This is a genomic window from Pseudomonas asplenii (assembly GCF_900105475.1).
Lineage (GTDB): Bacteria > Pseudomonadota > Gammaproteobacteria > Pseudomonadales > Pseudomonadaceae > Aquipseudomonas > Aquipseudomonas asplenii.
In genome coordinates, this window is record NZ_LT629777.1 from 4,986,055 (window position 1) to 5,000,752 (window position 14,698).

The following is a 14,698-nucleotide window of genomic DNA, read 5'->3' on the forward strand; positions in this document are numbered from 1 at the left end:
CGGATGCTGTCAGTCGCCAGGGCACCGAAGGGCATTACCAGAAACGCTGACGGGTCAGGCGATGCCAGCCGTCGAGCAACACACGCTCAAAGGAGGCACTGGCGGCCAGGCCGACACGCTCCTGCAGGCTCTTGCGCTCGGCATAGTGGAGGTGGAACAGCTCGGCGTTCCTGGCACGCTCGGCCAGGTACTCGTCGCTGGTGCGCAGTTCGTCGACCAATTGCTTGTCGAGCGCGGCGATGCCCAGCCAGACCTCGCCGGTGGCGATGTCGTCGATCGCCAGTTGCGGGCGATAACGGGCCACGAAGTTCTTGAACAGTTGATGGGTAATGTCCAGGTCCTGCTGGAACTTCTCCCGGCCCTTGTCGGTGTTCTCGCCGAACACGGTCAGGGTGCGCTTGTATTCGCCAGCGGTGAGCACCTCGAAGTCGATGTCGTGCTTCTTCAGCAGCTTGTTGACGTTGGGCAACTGGGCGACCACGCCAATGGAACCGAGTATGGCAAACGGCGCACTGATGATCTTGTCGCCGATGCACGCCATCATGTAGCCGCCACTGGCGGCGATCTTGTCGATGCAGATGGTCAGCGGTACCCCGGCCTGGCGGATCCGCGCCAGTTGCGAGGACGCCAGGCCATAGCTGTGGACCATGCCGCCGCCGCTTTCCAGGCGCAGCACCACTTCATCCTTGGGCGTGGCCAGGCTCAGCAGCGCGGTGATTTCATGGCGCAGGCTCTCGGTGGCGCTGGCCTTGACGTCGCCGTCGAAGTCCAGCACGAACACGCGGGATTTGGCCTGGGGTTGTTTGTGCTTCTTCTGTTTCTTGTCGTCCTTGCCCTGTTCCTTGCGCAACGCCTTGAGCTGGTCCTTGTCGAGCAGGGTCTGCTCCAGGCGCTCACGCAGGCCCTTGTAGAATTCGTTCAGCTTGCTGACCTGCAACTGGCCGGCAGACCGGCGTCGACCTTTGCTGCGTAATGACGCCGCAACCACCAGCACCACGATGATCGCGATGACCAGGGTGACGGTCTTGGCCAGAAAACTGGCGTATTCGGAGAGAAACTCCACGATAGCTCCTTAAAAATACAGACAGCCCCGGTTCCGGCGGCTTGACGCTCCAAGCATACCGTCGGGACCGCCCTGCGGCCAGCCGCCGTCACGGTGCGATACAAGTCTCTAACAAACATTTCAAACGAGCGTATGTTTTTTCATTGACAGGCTTCCGGCATCCTCATAACCTCGCCAGAACTTCAACGTACCGGGATGACGCGGACGTGGGCAGCATCTATCTGATTCGACATGGGCAGGCCTCCTTCGGCGCGGACGACTATGACGTCCTCTCGCCGGTTGGCATGCGCCAGGCGCAGATCCTCGGCCAGCATCTGGCCGAACTGGGGCTGAACTTCGATCGCTGCCTGGCCGGCGACCTGCGCCGTCAGCAGGACACCGCCACGCTCGCCCTGAAACAGTTCGCCAACGTCGGCCTACCGGTTCCGACGCTGGAGACCGATGCGGCCTTCAATGAGTTCGATGCTGAAGCCGTGATCCGCGCGCTGTTGCCCGCCATGCTGCCCGACGAGCCCGAAGCCCTGCACATTCTGCGCAACGCGGCGCAGAACCGTGGCGAATTCCAACGCATCTTTGCCCGGATCATCGAACGCTGGCTCGATGGCAGCCACGACCCTGAGGGGCTGGAAAGCTGGCTGGGCTTCGTCGAACGGGTCAACAGCGGCCTGCAACGCATCCTGGAACAGGCCGACAATACCCAGCGTATTGCCGTTTTCACCTCTGGCGGCACCATCACCGCCCTGCTCCACCTGATCACCCGGATACCCGCCAGGCAGGCTTTCGAGCTGAACTGGCAAATCGTCAACACCTCGCTCAACCAGCTCAAGTTCCGTGGCCGCGAGGTGACCCTGGCTTCCTTCAACAGTCAGACCCACTTGCAACTGCTGAAGGCGCCGGAACTCATCACCTTCCGTTGAGAACCGGCCAACCGTGACCCTTGGGGTCGCTGTAATCACCCATAAAAGGATCGAATCATGACCTCTGTAGCTGACGCCGTTGCAAAAATGCAATCCAAGTTCAACCCGGCTGCCGCCGCCGGCCTGGACCTGGTTTTCGGTTTTGACATCACCGACGAAAACAAATCCTACGCACTGATCGTCAAGGACGGCACCTGCGCACTGGAAGAAGGCAAGAACGACGACGCCAACGTGACCCTGATCATGGACAGCGAAACCCTGAAAGGCCTGACCACCGGCGAAACCGACGGCATGCAGGCGTTCATGGGCGGCAAGCTGCGCGTCGAAGGCGACATGATGCTCTCGATGAAGCTGAGCGAGCTGTTCCCGGTCTGATACCGCCCGCACGACGCTTCAAGACAAAAGCCAGGGATTTCCCTGGCTTTTGCGTTTTACCCAAGCTCGCCGATCAGTTGCTGGCGACCTTGTCGTCCTTCTTCACGGTCTCTTCCAGCGAGAAACGGCCCAGCGGGTTCTGCTGGAAGTTCTCGATGTTCTTGCGCGAGATATTGATGTACGGGCTGTAGTAGAGGTCAATCCAGTTGACGTCGGCCTTGGCCATTTTCTGCAGATCGATGTACATCTGCTGACGCTTGGCCGGATCGCTCTCGATACGTGCCGCCGCCACCAGCGCCTTGACCTTCTCGTTGCGGTAGCCGGTCATGTAGTTGTTGTTGGTATCGTGGCCGAGCACGAAGGTGGTCTTCTGGTCGGCATCGAGGATGTCGTTGGTCCAGTACATCACCGACAGGTCATAGGCGCCGTCGATCAGCATCTGCCAGCTCTGGGTCGGGTCAACCTTCTGCAGGTTGGCGGTGACGCCGACCTTGGCCAGTTGCTGCTGGACCATCACGGCGATCTGTTCGTCGGCCTCGTTGCCGGCGTTGACCACATAGTTGAGCTTGAGGTTGGTGGCACCCGCCTCGGCCAGCAGCTTCCTGGCCTTTTCCGGATCGTACGGGCGCTGCAGGTTATCCGCGTAGTGGTACTGACCGCCCTTGGGGATGTAGGAATAGGCTACGGTGCCCTTGCCGAAGGTCACGGTATCGACCAGCGACTTCTTGTCGATGGCGTAGTCCAGGGCTTCACGGACCGGCTGCTTGGCCAGTTCGCCGTGGGTGTGGTTGATCAGCAGGTGGTCTTCGCGGGTCGACGGGTCGAGGTGCACCACCACGTTCTTGTCTTTCTGCAGGGCATCGACCTGCGAGAACGGCACGAAAATCGCCGAATCCAGCTCACCGGCCTTGACCTTGAGCATGCGCGTGTTGTCATCCGGGATGGAGATCCACTCCACGCCATCCAGACTGACGGTACTGGCCTGCCAGAAGTCCGGGTTCTTCTCCAGCACCACGCGGTCGCCACGGATCCATTCCTTCACGGTGAAGGCACCGGACACCACCGGCTTCTCGGCATAGGCGTCCTCGCCCATCTTCTCGATGGCCTTCTGCGACAGCACCGAGGCGGTTGGCGAAGCCAGTTGCGAGACGAAGGGGGTCGACGGCGTCTTGAGGGTCACCACCAGAGTCTGTGGGTCCTTGGCCTCGGCCTTGTCGATCAGCTTGAAGGAGTCGCTCCACAGCGAAGCCTTGTTGTCGCGGATACGCAGCAGACTGAAGGCTGCGTCGTCGGCAGTGATGGGTGAACCATCGGAGAACTTCGCCGCGCGCAACTTGAAGGTGTAGGCCAGGCCATCCGGCGAAACCGACCAGGATTGCGCCAGGCCAGGCTGCAGCTCGGTGCCGGTCTTGTCGACGCGGACCAGGGTGTCATAGACGTTGGCGAATACCCAGGTATCGCGGTTTTGCGCGCTCTTGATCGGGTCGAAGGTGGTGCTGTCTTCCCGGCAACCGATGGTCAGCACGCCCGCGGCTTGCGCCACGCCCGCCGCCAGCGAGCAGACGGCCAGGGTGGCTGCGCTCAACAATTTGAAGTGTCTGGATCTCATGCGTATAACTCCCTGTCAATCGATGTTGGGGTTGGGATGTGCGACAGCGGTTGCTCAAGCACACAGCTGTAGCGCTGGTGTTCGAGCTGATGGGTCGGCGGCGGCGCCTCGGCACACGTCGGCCGGGCCAGGCGACAGCGTGGGTGAAAGGCGCAGCCACTGGGGGCATGCAAGGGGCTCGGCGGCTCGCCGGGCAAGGGTTCGACGGGCAGACGGCGTTCGGGGTCGATATCGGGAATAGAGTCGATCAACGCCGCCGTATAAGGATGGCGTGGCGCACCAAAGACCGCCTCGACACTGCCCTCTTCGACGATCTGTCCCAGGTACATCACCGCCACCCGGTCGCACAGGCGCCGGACGATCGCCAGATCGTGGGCAATGAACAGGATCGACAGGTTCAGGCGCTGGCGCAGCTCCAGCAGCAGGTTGACGATCTGCCCCTGGATCGACACGTCGAGCGCCGCCACGCACTCGTCGGCGACGATCAGCCGTGGTTCCACCGCCAGGGCGCGGGCGATGCCGACCCGTTGGCACTGCCCGCCACTGAGGCTGCTCGGCTTGCGCCCGGCCAGCTCGGGACGCAGCCCCACCAGGGTCAACAACTCCTCGACCCGCGCAGCGATCCGCTCGGGAGCGACCTTGCGCTGCACCTGCAACACTTCGGCGAGGGTCTGGCCAATAGTCAGGCGCGGATTGAGCGCGGCGTAAGGATCCTGGAAGATCATCGCGGTTTCGTGGCGCAGCCGGTCCAGCTCGATGGCGCCGCCCTGAGCGATGTCCACGCCGTCGAACAGCACCTGGCCTGCCGCGATATCGCTCAGGCGCAGGATCGCCCGGCCCAGGCTGCTTTTGCCACTGCCGGACTCACCAACCAATCCCAGCGCCTCGCCCGCTGCCAGGCTCAGGGATACGCCATTGACCGCCCGCACCCACTGCCGACGGATGCCCAAGAGGCCGCTGCCCTGGGCAGCGAAGCGCACGTGCAGATCCTTGACTTCGAGCAGGCTCATGAAGGGACTCCCAACGGGTAATGACAGGCGACCCGCTGCCCCGGTCCGATGGTCAGCAAATCCGGCAGCGCCTCGCGACACTGCGCCCCGATCTGCTGACAGCGCGGGTTGAAGCGGCAGCCCGATGGCAACGCACCCAACAGGGGCGGCTGCCCACCAATGGTGCGCAACGGCTCCTGACTGGCGCCACCGGCGGGCTGGCAGTCCACCAGCCCTGCAGTATAGGGATGTCGGGGCCGAGCCAGCAGTTCGCGTTTGTCGCCGTGTTCACAGAGGCGACCGGCATACATCACGGCGATCGAGTCGCAGGTCTGCGCCACCACGCCCAGATCGTGGGTGATCATGATCAGTGACAAGCCACGCTGGTCGCGCAGGTCGAGCAACAGCCGCAGGATCTGCGCCTGCACCGTCACATCGAGGGCGGTGGTCGGCTCATCGGCGATCAGTACCTTGGGCTCGCAGCCCAGGGCCACGGCGATCATCGCCCGCTGACGCATGCCACCGGAAAATTCGTGGGGATAGTTGTCGACCCGGCGCTGCGGATCGGGAATGCCCACCTGGCGCAGCACGTCGATGGCCTGGGCGCGCGCCTCGCGACGCGAACACTGCTGGTGCAGGCGGATGCCTTCAGCGATCTGTTCACCGATACGCATCAACGGATCGAGGTGACTGCTGGGGTTCTGGAACACCATGCCGATCTGCCGACCACGCATGCTGCGCATGCCCTGTTCGTCCAGCGCCAGCAGGTTCTGCCCGGCCAGGCGCACGGCCGTCCCGGTGACCCGCAGGCTGCCAGACGGCAGCAGACGCATCAGCGCCCGACAGGCCAGGGTCTTGCCCGAACCGCTTTCACCGACCAGACCGAGAATTTCGCCTTCGGCCAGATCGAACGACAGGCGATCCACCAACGTCAGTGGCGCGGCACCGTTGTGGGCCACCACACTGAGGTCCTGGACCTGCAATACCGGCGAACTCATGTGCGTGCTCCCATGGCTTCGGCGACACCGTCTGCCAGCAGGCTGAAGCCCATGGCCAGGGTGACGATGGCAATCCCCGGAAACGTGCAGATCCACCAGGCGCTGGTCATCAGGCTCTGCCCCTCGGCAACCATGGTGCCCCACTCCGCCGTCGGCGGTTGCACGCCCAGGCCCAGATAGCTCACCGCCGCGCCGTTGAGCAGCACCAACACCGCGTCGGACATGGCGAACACCACCGAACCGAACAGCGCATTGGGCAGCAGGTGCCGGAACAGGATGCGCCCGTGACCGAAGCCCAGGCTCTTGGCCGCCAGGGCAAAGTCGCTGTGCTTGAGGATCAGGATCTGCGAGCGGATCAACCGTGCATAGGAGACCCAGCCGACCAGGGCCATGGCGACATAGAAGCTGGTCAGGCCGGGGCCGAGGATCGCCATGATCGCCAGCATCAACACCAGGAATGGAAAGGCCAGGACGATATCGATCAGACGCATGCAAAGGGTATCGAAGCGACCGCCGATGTAACCGCACAAGGCGCCGATCACGGTGCCGATCAGGAACGGGAAGATCACCCCCAGCACGGCCAGTTGCAGGTCGACCCGAGCTGCCCAGATCACCCGTGACAGCACGTCCCGGCCAAAATGATCGGTACCGAACCAATGTGTCGCGCTGGGCGCCAGCAGGCGCACCTCGGTGTTCTGCAGGATCGGATCGTACGGCGCGATCCACGGCGCGAATAGTGCCAGCACCAGCCAGCCGCCGAGGATCGCCAGGCCCAGGTACATCGCCAGTCGGCCATTGCCAAGACGCAGGCGAAGCAACGGCCGATGCGGCGTCATCGCCGCTGCACGGCTCATCGAACCTGCACCCGCGGATCGATAGCCACCGTCGCCACGTCAGCGAGGAAATTCACCACCACCGTCGCTAGCGCCAGGACCATCGCCACGCCCTGCACCACCATGTAGTCACGCCCGAAGATCCCGCGCACCAGCAACTGGCCAATGCCCGGAATGGCGAACAGACTTTCGATCACCACCGTGCTGCTGATCAGCCAACCGATGTTCACCGCCAACAGGTTGACCGTCGGCACCAGGGCATTGGGCAGCACATGCCGACGCAGGATCGCGGCTTCGGACAGGCCGCGCGCCCGGGCGGCGGTGACATGGTCGGCCTGCAGCTCGGCCAGCATGCTGGCGCGCAGGTTGCGGATCAGCACCGAAGACAATGCCAGGGCAATGGTCAGGCACGGCAAGGTCAGGTGGTGCAACTTGTCCAGCCAGGTACGACCGTAGCCGGTCACCGGAAACCAGCCCAACTGCACGCTGAACACCAGGATCAGCATGATGCCCAGCCAGAACGCCGGCACCCCCAGGCCACTGGTGGTGAACAGCCGGACCAGGTTATCGAGCCAGCCGCCCTTGTGCCGGGCGGCCAGGGTCGCCAGCGGAATCGCGATCAGCAGGGCCAGCACCACGCTGCCCAGGACCAGGGTCAGCGTCGGCTCGATACGGGTGGCGATCAGCTTCAGCGTATCGACCCGGTACTGGATCGACTGCCCCAGGTCGCCCTGCAGCAGGTTCTTGAGGAAATAGAAGTACTGCAGCACCAGCGGCTGGTCGAGGCCGAACTGCGCGCGGATATTCGCCAGCGCCTCGGGCGTGGTGCGCGAGCCCAGCAGGGCCCGCGCCGGATCGCCGGGAATCGAGCGGATCAGCACAAAGGTCACCAGGCTGATACCGAACAGCACCGGCAGCAATTGCAGCGGCCGGGTCAGGATGAAACGGTAGCGCTGCAGGTTCATGCAACGCCCCGGTGACGCTGCAGGAAGTCGAGCAGGACCGGGAAGTAGGCCTGGGGCTCCTCGTAGAACGGCATGTGGCTGCTGTTGGGGAACACATGCAGTTCGACATCGCGCAGCGCCCGCTTCATGCGATAGGCACAGGCCGGGGTCAATTCATCGTGCTGGCCGGTGGTGATCAGGACCGGCATCTCGAAGGCCGCCATCTCCTCGATGCGATTCCAGTCCTTGAGGTTGCCGACATACAGGAATTCGTTGGGCCCCTGCATGGTTTCGTAGGGCTCCATGTTCCAGTCGCCCAGGGAGCGCTGCACCGGCGCCGGCCACTCGTCGAGACGGCAGACGTGGCGATAGTTGAGCAAGGTGATCGCCGCCTGATACTGCGGGTGGTCTAAAGTCCCTTCGGCCTCGTGGCGCTGCATCATCGCCACCGTCTCGCTGCCCAGGGCACCGCGCAGGCGCTCCAGTTCGCCGGTCAGGTGCGGGATGTCGCCGACGGTGTTTTCCAGCACCAGGGTCTTGAGGTGTTGCGGATGGTGGATCGCGTACTCGATGGCCAGCCAGCCACCCCAGGAATGCCCGAGCATGTGCACGCGGCCCAGTTCCAATGCCTGGCGCACGTGCTCGACCTCGGCAACGTAACGGCTGATATCCCACAGTTTCGGATCGCTCGGCCGAGCGGACGCGCCAGTGCCCAGTTGGTCGAAAGCCACTACCCGCAGGCCCTTTTCCTTCAGCCAGGCATGGGCATCGCGCAGGTAGTCACAGGGCAGCCCCGGACCGCCATTGAGGCACAGCAACACCTCGTCACCGCTGCCGTAACTGTAAACGACTACACTGTGGCCATCGACTTCAAGGGTGTAACGCTGATCCGGTTCCAGCTCGTACCACATTGCCGCTCTCCCTGTTGCAGGCTGTAGTAGCCTTTCGGCTTCACCCTAGCGGGGAATTTCCGCGCCCATAAGCTAGCAATTCTTATAGGTTTGGTCTGGCTGTCCCTCGCCGCGGCGTGGCATTCTACTTGCTTGATTTCAGGATTGAAATTTATTCAGGAGAGCAAAGGATGCAGAGCACATTCGCGGAGGTCGATCCCCGCAGTTTATCCGGCAGCACAATGGATGAGCTGATGGATAATGCACTGGTCATGGCCGGCCACCTGGGCTTCGACGCCCTGGTGTACGACTACACGCCGGTACCGCTGGCCCACGACGGCAGCCTGATCACCCCGTCGCTGCTCAAGGTGCGCAACACGCCTTCGGACTGGCACTCATTGTGGTGCGAACACGGCTTCTACCAGATAGATCCGGTGCAACATCTGGCACTCAACAGTGCCTCGCCGTTTGTCTGGTCCTATCGCCCCCAGGCCGAGACCGCCTTGCAGAAGGTCATCGACCAACGCCACTCCCCCGTGACCAGCTACCTGCACGACCGGCAGATGACCTGCGGCGTCAGCGTGCCGATTCACCTGCCAAAAGGCGGATTTGCCTCGCTGACAGGATTACGTACAGGCAACAGTAACTCTGTCCTGAAGGACGCCAAGCAAGCCCTGACAGACTTCAGTGTTATTTCCCACGCACTACAGGAAGCTGCCTACCCGTTGTTCAGCCCTGAAATGCACCGCTACCCCCATATCCACCTGACCCGGCGCGAGCGTGAATGCCTGCAATGGGCCGCCGAAGGCCTGACTGCCAAGGACATCGCCGAGCAGTTGCACCGCTCGCTGGCGACCGTGACCCTGCACCTGGCGTCGGCCATGCACAAACTGGGGGCCAAGAACCGCGTGCAGGCGGTATTGCGCGCCGCACATTATCGCCTGCTGGACATCTGAACCGGCAAAACCTATCAATTTATCTAGTTATGCCGGTCGACCAGTTTCGCTATCGTCTCCTGTATCGCGCACACAGGGAGTCTGGTGAGATGGAATTCAAAGAAATAGATGAAGGTTTTGCGAGCTTCGGTCCTTACCAGACCTGGTATCGCGTGACCGGCGACCTGACCAACGGCCGCACACCCCTGGTGATTCTCCACGGAGGCCCGGGTTGTACCCATGATTATGTCGACGCCTTCAAGGACATCGCCGCCAGCGGCCACGCGGTGGTGCACTACGACCAGCTGGGCAACGGCAAATCCACCCATTTGCCCCACCAGGACCCGACGTTCTGGAGCGTCCAGCTGTTTCTCGACGAACTCGACAACCTGCTCGATCATCTGGGCATCCGCGAGCATTATGTGCTGCTCGGCCAGTCCTGGGGCGGCATGCTTGCCAGCGAACACGCGGTACGCCAGCCGGCCGGGCTCAAGGCAATGATTCTCGCCAACTCCCCCTCGTGCATGCGCACCTGGGTCAGCGAAGCCAACCGCCTGCGCGAACAGTTGCCGCCCGCCGTCCAGCAGGCGCTGCTCAGACATGAGCAGGCCGGGACCTACAACGATCCGCAATACATCGAGGCCTCACGGGTGTTCTATGACCGCCACGTGTGCCGCATCAGCCCGTGGCCGGAAGAAGTGGCCCGGACCTTTGCCCAGGTCGATGCGGACCCGACCGTCTATCACACCATGAGCGGCCCGACCGAATTCCACGTCATCGGATCACTCAAGGACTGGACCATCATCGACCGCCTGCACCTTGTCCAGGTGCCGACCCTGGTCATTTCCGGTCGTCACGACGAAGCGACCGAAGCAGTGGTCAAACCCTACGTCGAGAACATCGCCGGTGCACGCTGGGCGCTGTTCGAGGACTCCAGCCACATGCCCCATGTCGAAGAGCGCCAGGCGTGCATGGGTACGGTCCTGCAGTTCCTCGACGAAAGCCTCTGATCCGCGGTTTCCCTCCCTTCTCCTGCAGAACTGCCCGGTCTGATTCAGACCGGGCTTTTTCGGCTACGCTGCATTTCCTGCTCACGCATCAGGAACGCTGATCATCCTGCAACACCCAGACCTATAAGGTCGGGTCACGCTTGTGACCCTGCGGGACGAGTATTAGATTAGCCAATAATCTCTGGCCTCCAGAATAAGTAGAAGGGATAAGCATGGCGCTTACTGACCAGTCCACTCACATCCGTGCTGGCGAAGAACTCGACGCGGCCCTGATCGTTCCGTATCTCAAGGCCCACATCCCCGGCCTCAACGGCCAGCCCAGCATCAGCCAGTTTCCCGGCGGCGCCTCGAACCTGACCTACCTGATCCAGTACCCGGGCCAGGAGTTCGTTCTGCGTCGCCCGCCGTTCGGCCACAAGGCCAAGTCAGCCCACGACATGGGCCGTGAGTTCCGCATTCTCAACCAGCTCCGGGACGGCTTCCCCTACTGCCCGAAAGCCTACGTGCATTGCACCGACGAAAGCCTGATCGGCGCCGAGTTCTACGTCATGGAGCGGGTCAAGGGGATTATCCTGCGCTCCGAACTGCCGCCAGAGCTGGGTTTCGACGCTGCCCGCAGCGAAGCCCTGTGCAAGAGCTTCATCGACCGCCTGGTCGAGTTGCATCGCGTCGACTACAACGCCTGCGGCCTGGCCGACCTGGGCAAGCCGGACGGTTATGTCGAGCGCCAGATCCGTGGCTGGAGCGAACGCTATGAAAAGGCCCTGACTCCGGACGCGCCACGCTGGGAAGCGGTCAAGGCCTGGCTCAGGGACAAGATGCCAGCCGACCATCCGACGTCAAGCATCGTCCATAACGACTACCGCTTCGACAACGTCATCCTCGACCCCGAGAACCCGATGCAGATCATTGGCGTGCTCGACTGGGAACTGACCACCCTGGGCAATCCGCTGATGGACCTGGGTAATACCCTCGCCTACTGGATCGAAGCCGACGACCCGGCACCGGTGCAGTTGATGCGCCGCCAGCCCAGCCATGCCCCCGGGATGCTCACCCGCCGCCAGTTCGTCGACTATTACGCCGAACGGGCGGGTCTTGCGATCGACAACTTCGATTTCTACTACACCTACGGCCTGTTCCGCCTGGCCGGCATCGTGCAGCAAATCTACTACCGCTTCTACCACGGCCAGACCCAGGACAAACGCTTCGCACAGTTCATTCACATGAACAAGCTGCTGGAGCAGATGAGCCTGCAGGTCATTCAGAAATCCAGCCTCTGATCGCGACTACAACAAGGAAAAACCATGTCCAAGACTCAGTTGTTCGACCTCGACGGCAAGATCGCCTTTGTTTCCGGTGCCAGCCGTGGCATCGGTGAAGCCATCGCCCGGCTGCTGGCCCAACAGGGCGCCCACGTGATCGTTTCGAGCCGCAAGATCGAAGGTTGCCAGCAAGTAGCCGACGCGATCATCGCCGACGGCGGCAAGGCCACCGCCATCGCCTGCCATATCGGCGAAATGGAGCAGATCAGCCAGGTCTTCGCCGGCATTCGCGAGCAGTTCGGCCGCCTGGACATCCTGGTCAACAACGCCGCCACCAACCCTCAGTTCTGCAACGTACTGGACACTGACCTCGGCGCCTTCCAGAAAACCGTCGACGTGAATATTCGCGGCTACTTCTTCATGTCGGTGGAAGCCGGCAAGCTGATGCGCGAGCACGGTGGCGGCAGCATCATCAATGTGGCCTCGATCAACGGCGTGACCCCGGGCATTTTCCAGGGCATCTATTCGGTGACCAAGGCGGCGGTGATCAACATGACCAAGGTCTTCGCCAAGGAGTGTGCGCAGTTCGGCATCCGCTGCAACGCCTTGCTGCCGGGCCTGACCGATACCAAGTTCGCCTCGGCGCTGGTCAAGAACGATACGATCCTCAAGACCGCGCTGCAGCAGATCCCGCTCAAGCGCGTGGCCGACCCGAGCGAAATGGCCGGCACCGTGCTGTACCTGGCCAGCGACGCTTCCAGCTACACCACCGGCGTGGCGCTGAATGTCGACGGTGGTTTCCTCTCCTGATCCTACAGGCTGTCCGTCACCTTCTGCGCCACATCCGCAGGTACCCAGGCCTGCCAGACCTGCGGATTGTCCTTGAGAAACGCCCGCGCCACCTGATCCGGTGGCAGGCGTTCCTCGCTCATTTTGGCTAACGCCCGGTTCAACAGGTCGATCGGCAGGTCGACCTTGGCAAAGAACTCCACTACCTGCGGATACTGCTGCCTGAAAGGCGTCGACACGCCGATACTCAACCGGGACGCCAGCGAGCGGGTCGGCTTGGGGTTGGGATTGTCGGCATCAGTCAGGGTCTTCCAGGCTTCGGCGTCAAACGCCGGCTCCTGCAATTGCACCAGCTTGAACTTGCCCAACAACGGCGTCGGCGACCAGTAATAGAACAGGATCGGCTTGCCACGACGAATCGACGAGGTGATCTCGGCATCCAGCGCCGCGCCGGAGCCGCTGCGAAAATTCACGTAACTGTCGCTCAAGCCATAGGCCTTGAGCTTCTGCTGGTTGACGATCTCGGAGGTCCAGCCGATCGGGCTATTGAGAAACCGTCCCTTGCCGGGCGCCTCGGGATCGGCGAACACCGCCGGGTAGCGTTTGAGATCCTCGACGCTGCGCAGGTCCGGCGCAAGCGGCGGGATGCCCCGCTCGGCATCGCCCTTGATCACATACTCCGGCACCCACCAGCCTTCGGTCGCGCCCTTGACGGTATCCCCGACCGCCAGCACCTCGCCTGCCGCCTCGGCCTTGACCCAGACCGGGCTGCGCCCTGCCCATTCCTCGCCGATCACCTGGATGTCGTTTTTCGCCAGCGCTGTTTCCAGGGTCACGGTGGTGCCCGGCAGCTTATCCGTCGGCAGCCCGTAGCCCTTCTCGACAATATGACGCAACAGTTCGGTGATCAGGCTGCCACTTTCCCAATTCAGATCGGCAAAGTGAATCGGAGCCGCCGCGCGAACCGGAAAGGCTGCGAAGGCAACGCAAAATCCTGCCAGAGCGCCAGCGAACAGCGCACGAAATCCTTTCATGGTTCCACCTCGGTCATTGGGCGTCTTTCGACGTGCGTCGAAAGTCTCTGAAATAATCAGTCACCTGACTTTAGTAGAGGTTCCTTGAACGACGAGACTGGATTCACTCCGAGCCTTGCATCTGAAGCTGCTGCAGCTCTCGCCGGACCATACTGGCGTACTCGGCCGGCGCCATCGCATAAAGCTGCGCAGCGACCCACGGCAGCCAAGCCCCCTGCAAAGCGTGCTTGCGCTCGAACAGGCTTCGGGCCTCGCTGCGAGCCCGCTCCAGGTGCTGCTGGTGAAATTCGGCCCTGCCAGTGCTCACTGCTCGCTGGCCTTGAAGGTCAGTTCGCCCTTGCGCCACTTAGCCGCCTTCCTGGTCACATCCTTGAGGGTCTTGGTCAGGCCTTCCTGCAACGCTTCGTGGGCGGCGAACACCATCACCACGGTATGCCCTTCCTTGAATAGAATGGCATGTCCCAATTCGGTGGTGACATAAGCGTAATCACCCAGCCCATAGACCGTCAGCTTGATTTCGCGGAACTTGATATCGAACTTTCCACCTTCGCGACTGGGCAATACCGCCGCGCGAAAATGATCACCGACTTTCAGTTCAAGACGCTGTTTGTCATCGACGACCATTGCGGTTTCAGTGTCGATTTCCGCGATGTAGATGCCTTCGGCGGTTTGTTCGGTGATGTAGACGAAACGTGATTGGAACTGTTTGACCAGTTTTGCCCGCAGGTCGCCCAGTACGAACAACGCATGCATATCCAGATTACTGACTGCCAACGAAAAGCCCTCAAACCCAAAATGGAGCCACCCTGCGCGGAGCGGGCAGCACAAGACATTCGCCGTTACCGACGCTGACTCACTGGAAACCCTGACGACTGCACCTCGACCCCGCGCAGGTCGCGTAAAAACACAGAAAGACTAATGGATCAATAAGTCTGTGACTTCTGTGAATGATCATCAGAGTGTGAAGGAAAACACCGCATGCCTCTGTCGCCAACAAGCGCCAGGCTGAAGTTACGGAGGTTCCTTTCTGGAAAAAACGCAGTTTCCGAC

General features: G+C 62.0%; 16 protein-coding genes. 6 read left to right on the forward strand and 10 right to left on the reverse strand.

The genetic code is table 11. The features are described 5' to 3' along the window. Positions 1–34: 34 nt before the first annotated feature. Positions 35–1,063 (reverse strand): protease SohB, encoded by a 1,029-nt coding sequence (sohB, locus tag BLU37_RS22015; RefSeq protein ID WP_010445730.1) that lies wholly within the window; start codon positions 1,061–1,063, stop codon positions 35–37. A gap of 206 nt (positions 1,064–1,269) precedes the next feature. Here sohB and BLU37_RS22020 point away from each other — a divergent pair, with 206 nt between their 5' ends. Further along, a complete protein-coding gene (locus BLU37_RS22020) occupies positions 1,270–1,980 on the forward strand; it encodes a histidine phosphatase family protein (protein ID WP_010445729.1) in 711 nt (236 codons plus the stop codon). A 57-nt stretch (positions 1,981–2,037) separates the two neighbouring features. Then, a complete protein-coding gene (locus tag BLU37_RS22025) occupies positions 2,038–2,355 on the forward strand; it encodes an SCP2 sterol-binding domain-containing protein (RefSeq protein WP_010445728.1) in 318 nt (105 codons plus the stop codon). Between the two features lie 73 nt (positions 2,356–2,428). On the opposite strand, the gene BLU37_RS22030 is transcribed toward BLU37_RS22025, so the two are convergent. Genes BLU37_RS22030 through BLU37_RS22055 form a run of 6 tightly spaced genes read right to left on the reverse strand, consistent with a single transcriptional unit; the run spans position 2,429 to position 8,639 of the window. Then, positions 2,429–3,964 carry an ABC transporter substrate-binding protein gene (locus tag BLU37_RS22030; protein WP_010445727.1) on the reverse strand — a complete coding sequence of 512 codons (1,536 nt, stop codon included), beginning with the start codon at positions 3,962–3,964 and terminating at the stop codon, positions 2,429–2,431. Next, on the reverse strand, positions 3,961–4,974 hold the full coding sequence (locus tag BLU37_RS22035) for an ABC transporter ATP-binding protein (protein ID WP_090208876.1): 1,014 nt from the start codon (positions 4,972–4,974) through the stop codon (positions 3,961–3,963). Before BLU37_RS22035 ends, BLU37_RS22030 begins: the two co-directional genes overlap by 4 nt. Next, positions 4,971–5,951, reverse strand: coding sequence for an ABC transporter ATP-binding protein (locus tag BLU37_RS22040; protein WP_010445725.1), 981 nt, complete (start codon positions 5,949–5,951; stop codon positions 4,971–4,973). Before BLU37_RS22040 ends, BLU37_RS22035 begins: the two co-directional genes overlap by 4 nt. Further along, on the reverse strand, positions 5,948–6,805 hold the full coding sequence (locus tag BLU37_RS22045) for an ABC transporter permease (RefSeq protein WP_010445724.1): 858 nt from the start codon (positions 6,803–6,805) through the stop codon (positions 5,948–5,950). The genes BLU37_RS22040 and BLU37_RS22045 overlap by 4 nt, the downstream gene beginning before the upstream one ends. Continuing rightward, complete coding sequence (locus BLU37_RS22050; RefSeq protein ID WP_010445723.1) at positions 6,802–7,749, reverse strand: ABC transporter permease; 948 nt, start codon at positions 7,747–7,749, stop codon at positions 6,802–6,804. Before BLU37_RS22050 ends, BLU37_RS22045 begins: the two co-directional genes overlap by 4 nt. Then, positions 7,746–8,639, reverse strand: a complete 894-nt coding sequence (locus BLU37_RS22055) for a proline iminopeptidase-family hydrolase (protein ID WP_090208879.1) — start codon at positions 8,637–8,639, stop codon at positions 7,746–7,748. The genes BLU37_RS22050 and BLU37_RS22055 overlap by 4 nt, the downstream gene beginning before the upstream one ends. Before the next feature lie 170 nt (positions 8,640–8,809). Here BLU37_RS22055 and BLU37_RS22060 point away from each other — a divergent pair, with 170 nt between their 5' ends. The 4 genes from BLU37_RS22060 (at position 8,810) to BLU37_RS22075 (ending at position 12,635) form a co-directional block, all read left to right on the forward strand. Continuing rightward, positions 8,810–9,574, forward strand: coding sequence for a LuxR family transcriptional regulator (locus BLU37_RS22060; protein ID WP_090208881.1), 765 nt, complete (start codon positions 8,810–8,812; stop codon positions 9,572–9,574). Positions 9,575–9,663: 89 nt separating this feature from the next. Next, on the forward strand, positions 9,664–10,563 hold the full coding sequence (locus tag BLU37_RS22065; RefSeq protein ID WP_090208884.1) for a proline iminopeptidase-family hydrolase: 900 nt from the start codon (positions 9,664–9,666) through the stop codon (positions 10,561–10,563). A 212-nt stretch (positions 10,564–10,775) separates the two neighbouring features. After that, positions 10,776–11,843 carry a phosphotransferase family protein gene (locus BLU37_RS22070; protein ID WP_090208887.1) on the forward strand — a complete coding sequence of 356 codons (1,068 nt, stop codon included), beginning with the start codon at positions 10,776–10,778 and terminating at the stop codon, positions 11,841–11,843. A 24-nt stretch (positions 11,844–11,867) separates the two neighbouring features. Next, complete coding sequence (locus BLU37_RS22075) at positions 11,868–12,635, forward strand: SDR family oxidoreductase (protein WP_010445718.1); 768 nt, start codon at positions 11,868–11,870, stop codon at positions 12,633–12,635. Between the two features lie 2 nt (positions 12,636–12,637). Here the strand turns inward: BLU37_RS22075 and BLU37_RS22080 are convergent, their stop codons facing one another. The 3 genes from BLU37_RS22080 to BLU37_RS22090 all read right to left on the reverse strand — a co-directional run bounded on the left by BLU37_RS22080 (position 12,638) and on the right by BLU37_RS22090 (position 14,401). Then, a complete protein-coding gene (locus BLU37_RS22080) occupies positions 12,638–13,648 on the reverse strand; it encodes an ABC transporter substrate-binding protein (RefSeq protein WP_010445717.1) in 1,011 nt (336 codons plus the stop codon). Positions 13,649–13,751: 103 nt separating this feature from the next. Next, on the reverse strand, positions 13,752–13,955 hold the full coding sequence (locus BLU37_RS29560; protein WP_090208890.1) for a hypothetical protein: 204 nt from the start codon (positions 13,953–13,955) through the stop codon (positions 13,752–13,754). Next, complete coding sequence (locus tag BLU37_RS22090; protein WP_010445715.1) at positions 13,952–14,401, reverse strand: hypothetical protein; 450 nt, start codon at positions 14,399–14,401, stop codon at positions 13,952–13,954. The genes BLU37_RS29560 and BLU37_RS22090 overlap by 4 nt, the downstream gene beginning before the upstream one ends. Positions 14,402–14,698 lie beyond the last annotated feature (297 nt).

Coding starts and splice junctions, on each gene's coding strand:
- BLU37_RS22090 (WP_010445715.1), bottom strand. CDS start 14,401: ATGCATGCGTTGTTCGTACTGGGCGACCTGCGGGCAAAACTGGTCAAA.
- BLU37_RS22025 (WP_010445728.1), top strand. CDS start 2,038: ATGACCTCTGTAGCTGACGCCGTTGCAAAAATGCAATCCAAGTTCAAC.
- BLU37_RS22065 (WP_090208884.1), top strand. CDS start 9,664: ATGGAATTCAAAGAAATAGATGAAGGTTTTGCGAGCTTCGGTCCTTAC.
- BLU37_RS22040 (WP_010445725.1), bottom strand. CDS start 5,951: ATGAGTTCGCCGGTATTGCAGGTCCAGGACCTCAGTGTGGTGGCCCAC.
- BLU37_RS22035 (WP_090208876.1), bottom strand. CDS start 4,974: ATGAGCCTGCTCGAAGTCAAGGATCTGCACGTGCGCTTCGCTGCCCAG.
- BLU37_RS22045 (WP_010445724.1), bottom strand. CDS start 6,805: ATGAGCCGTGCAGCGGCGATGACGCCGCATCGGCCGTTGCTTCGCCTG.
- BLU37_RS22075 (WP_010445718.1), top strand. CDS start 11,868: ATGTCCAAGACTCAGTTGTTCGACCTCGACGGCAAGATCGCCTTTGTT.
- BLU37_RS22080 (WP_010445717.1), bottom strand. CDS start 13,648: ATGAAAGGATTTCGTGCGCTGTTCGCTGGCGCTCTGGCAGGATTTTGC.
- BLU37_RS22030 (WP_010445727.1), bottom strand. CDS start 3,964: ATGAGATCCAGACACTTCAAATTGTTGAGCGCAGCCACCCTGGCCGTC.
- BLU37_RS22070 (WP_090208887.1), top strand. CDS start 10,776: ATGGCGCTTACTGACCAGTCCACTCACATCCGTGCTGGCGAAGAACTC.
- BLU37_RS22060 (WP_090208881.1), top strand. CDS start 8,810: ATGCAGAGCACATTCGCGGAGGTCGATCCCCGCAGTTTATCCGGCAGC.
- BLU37_RS22055 (WP_090208879.1), bottom strand. CDS start 8,639: ATGTGGTACGAGCTGGAACCGGATCAGCGTTACACCCTTGAAGTCGAT.
- BLU37_RS22050 (WP_010445723.1), bottom strand. CDS start 7,749: ATGAACCTGCAGCGCTACCGTTTCATCCTGACCCGGCCGCTGCAATTG.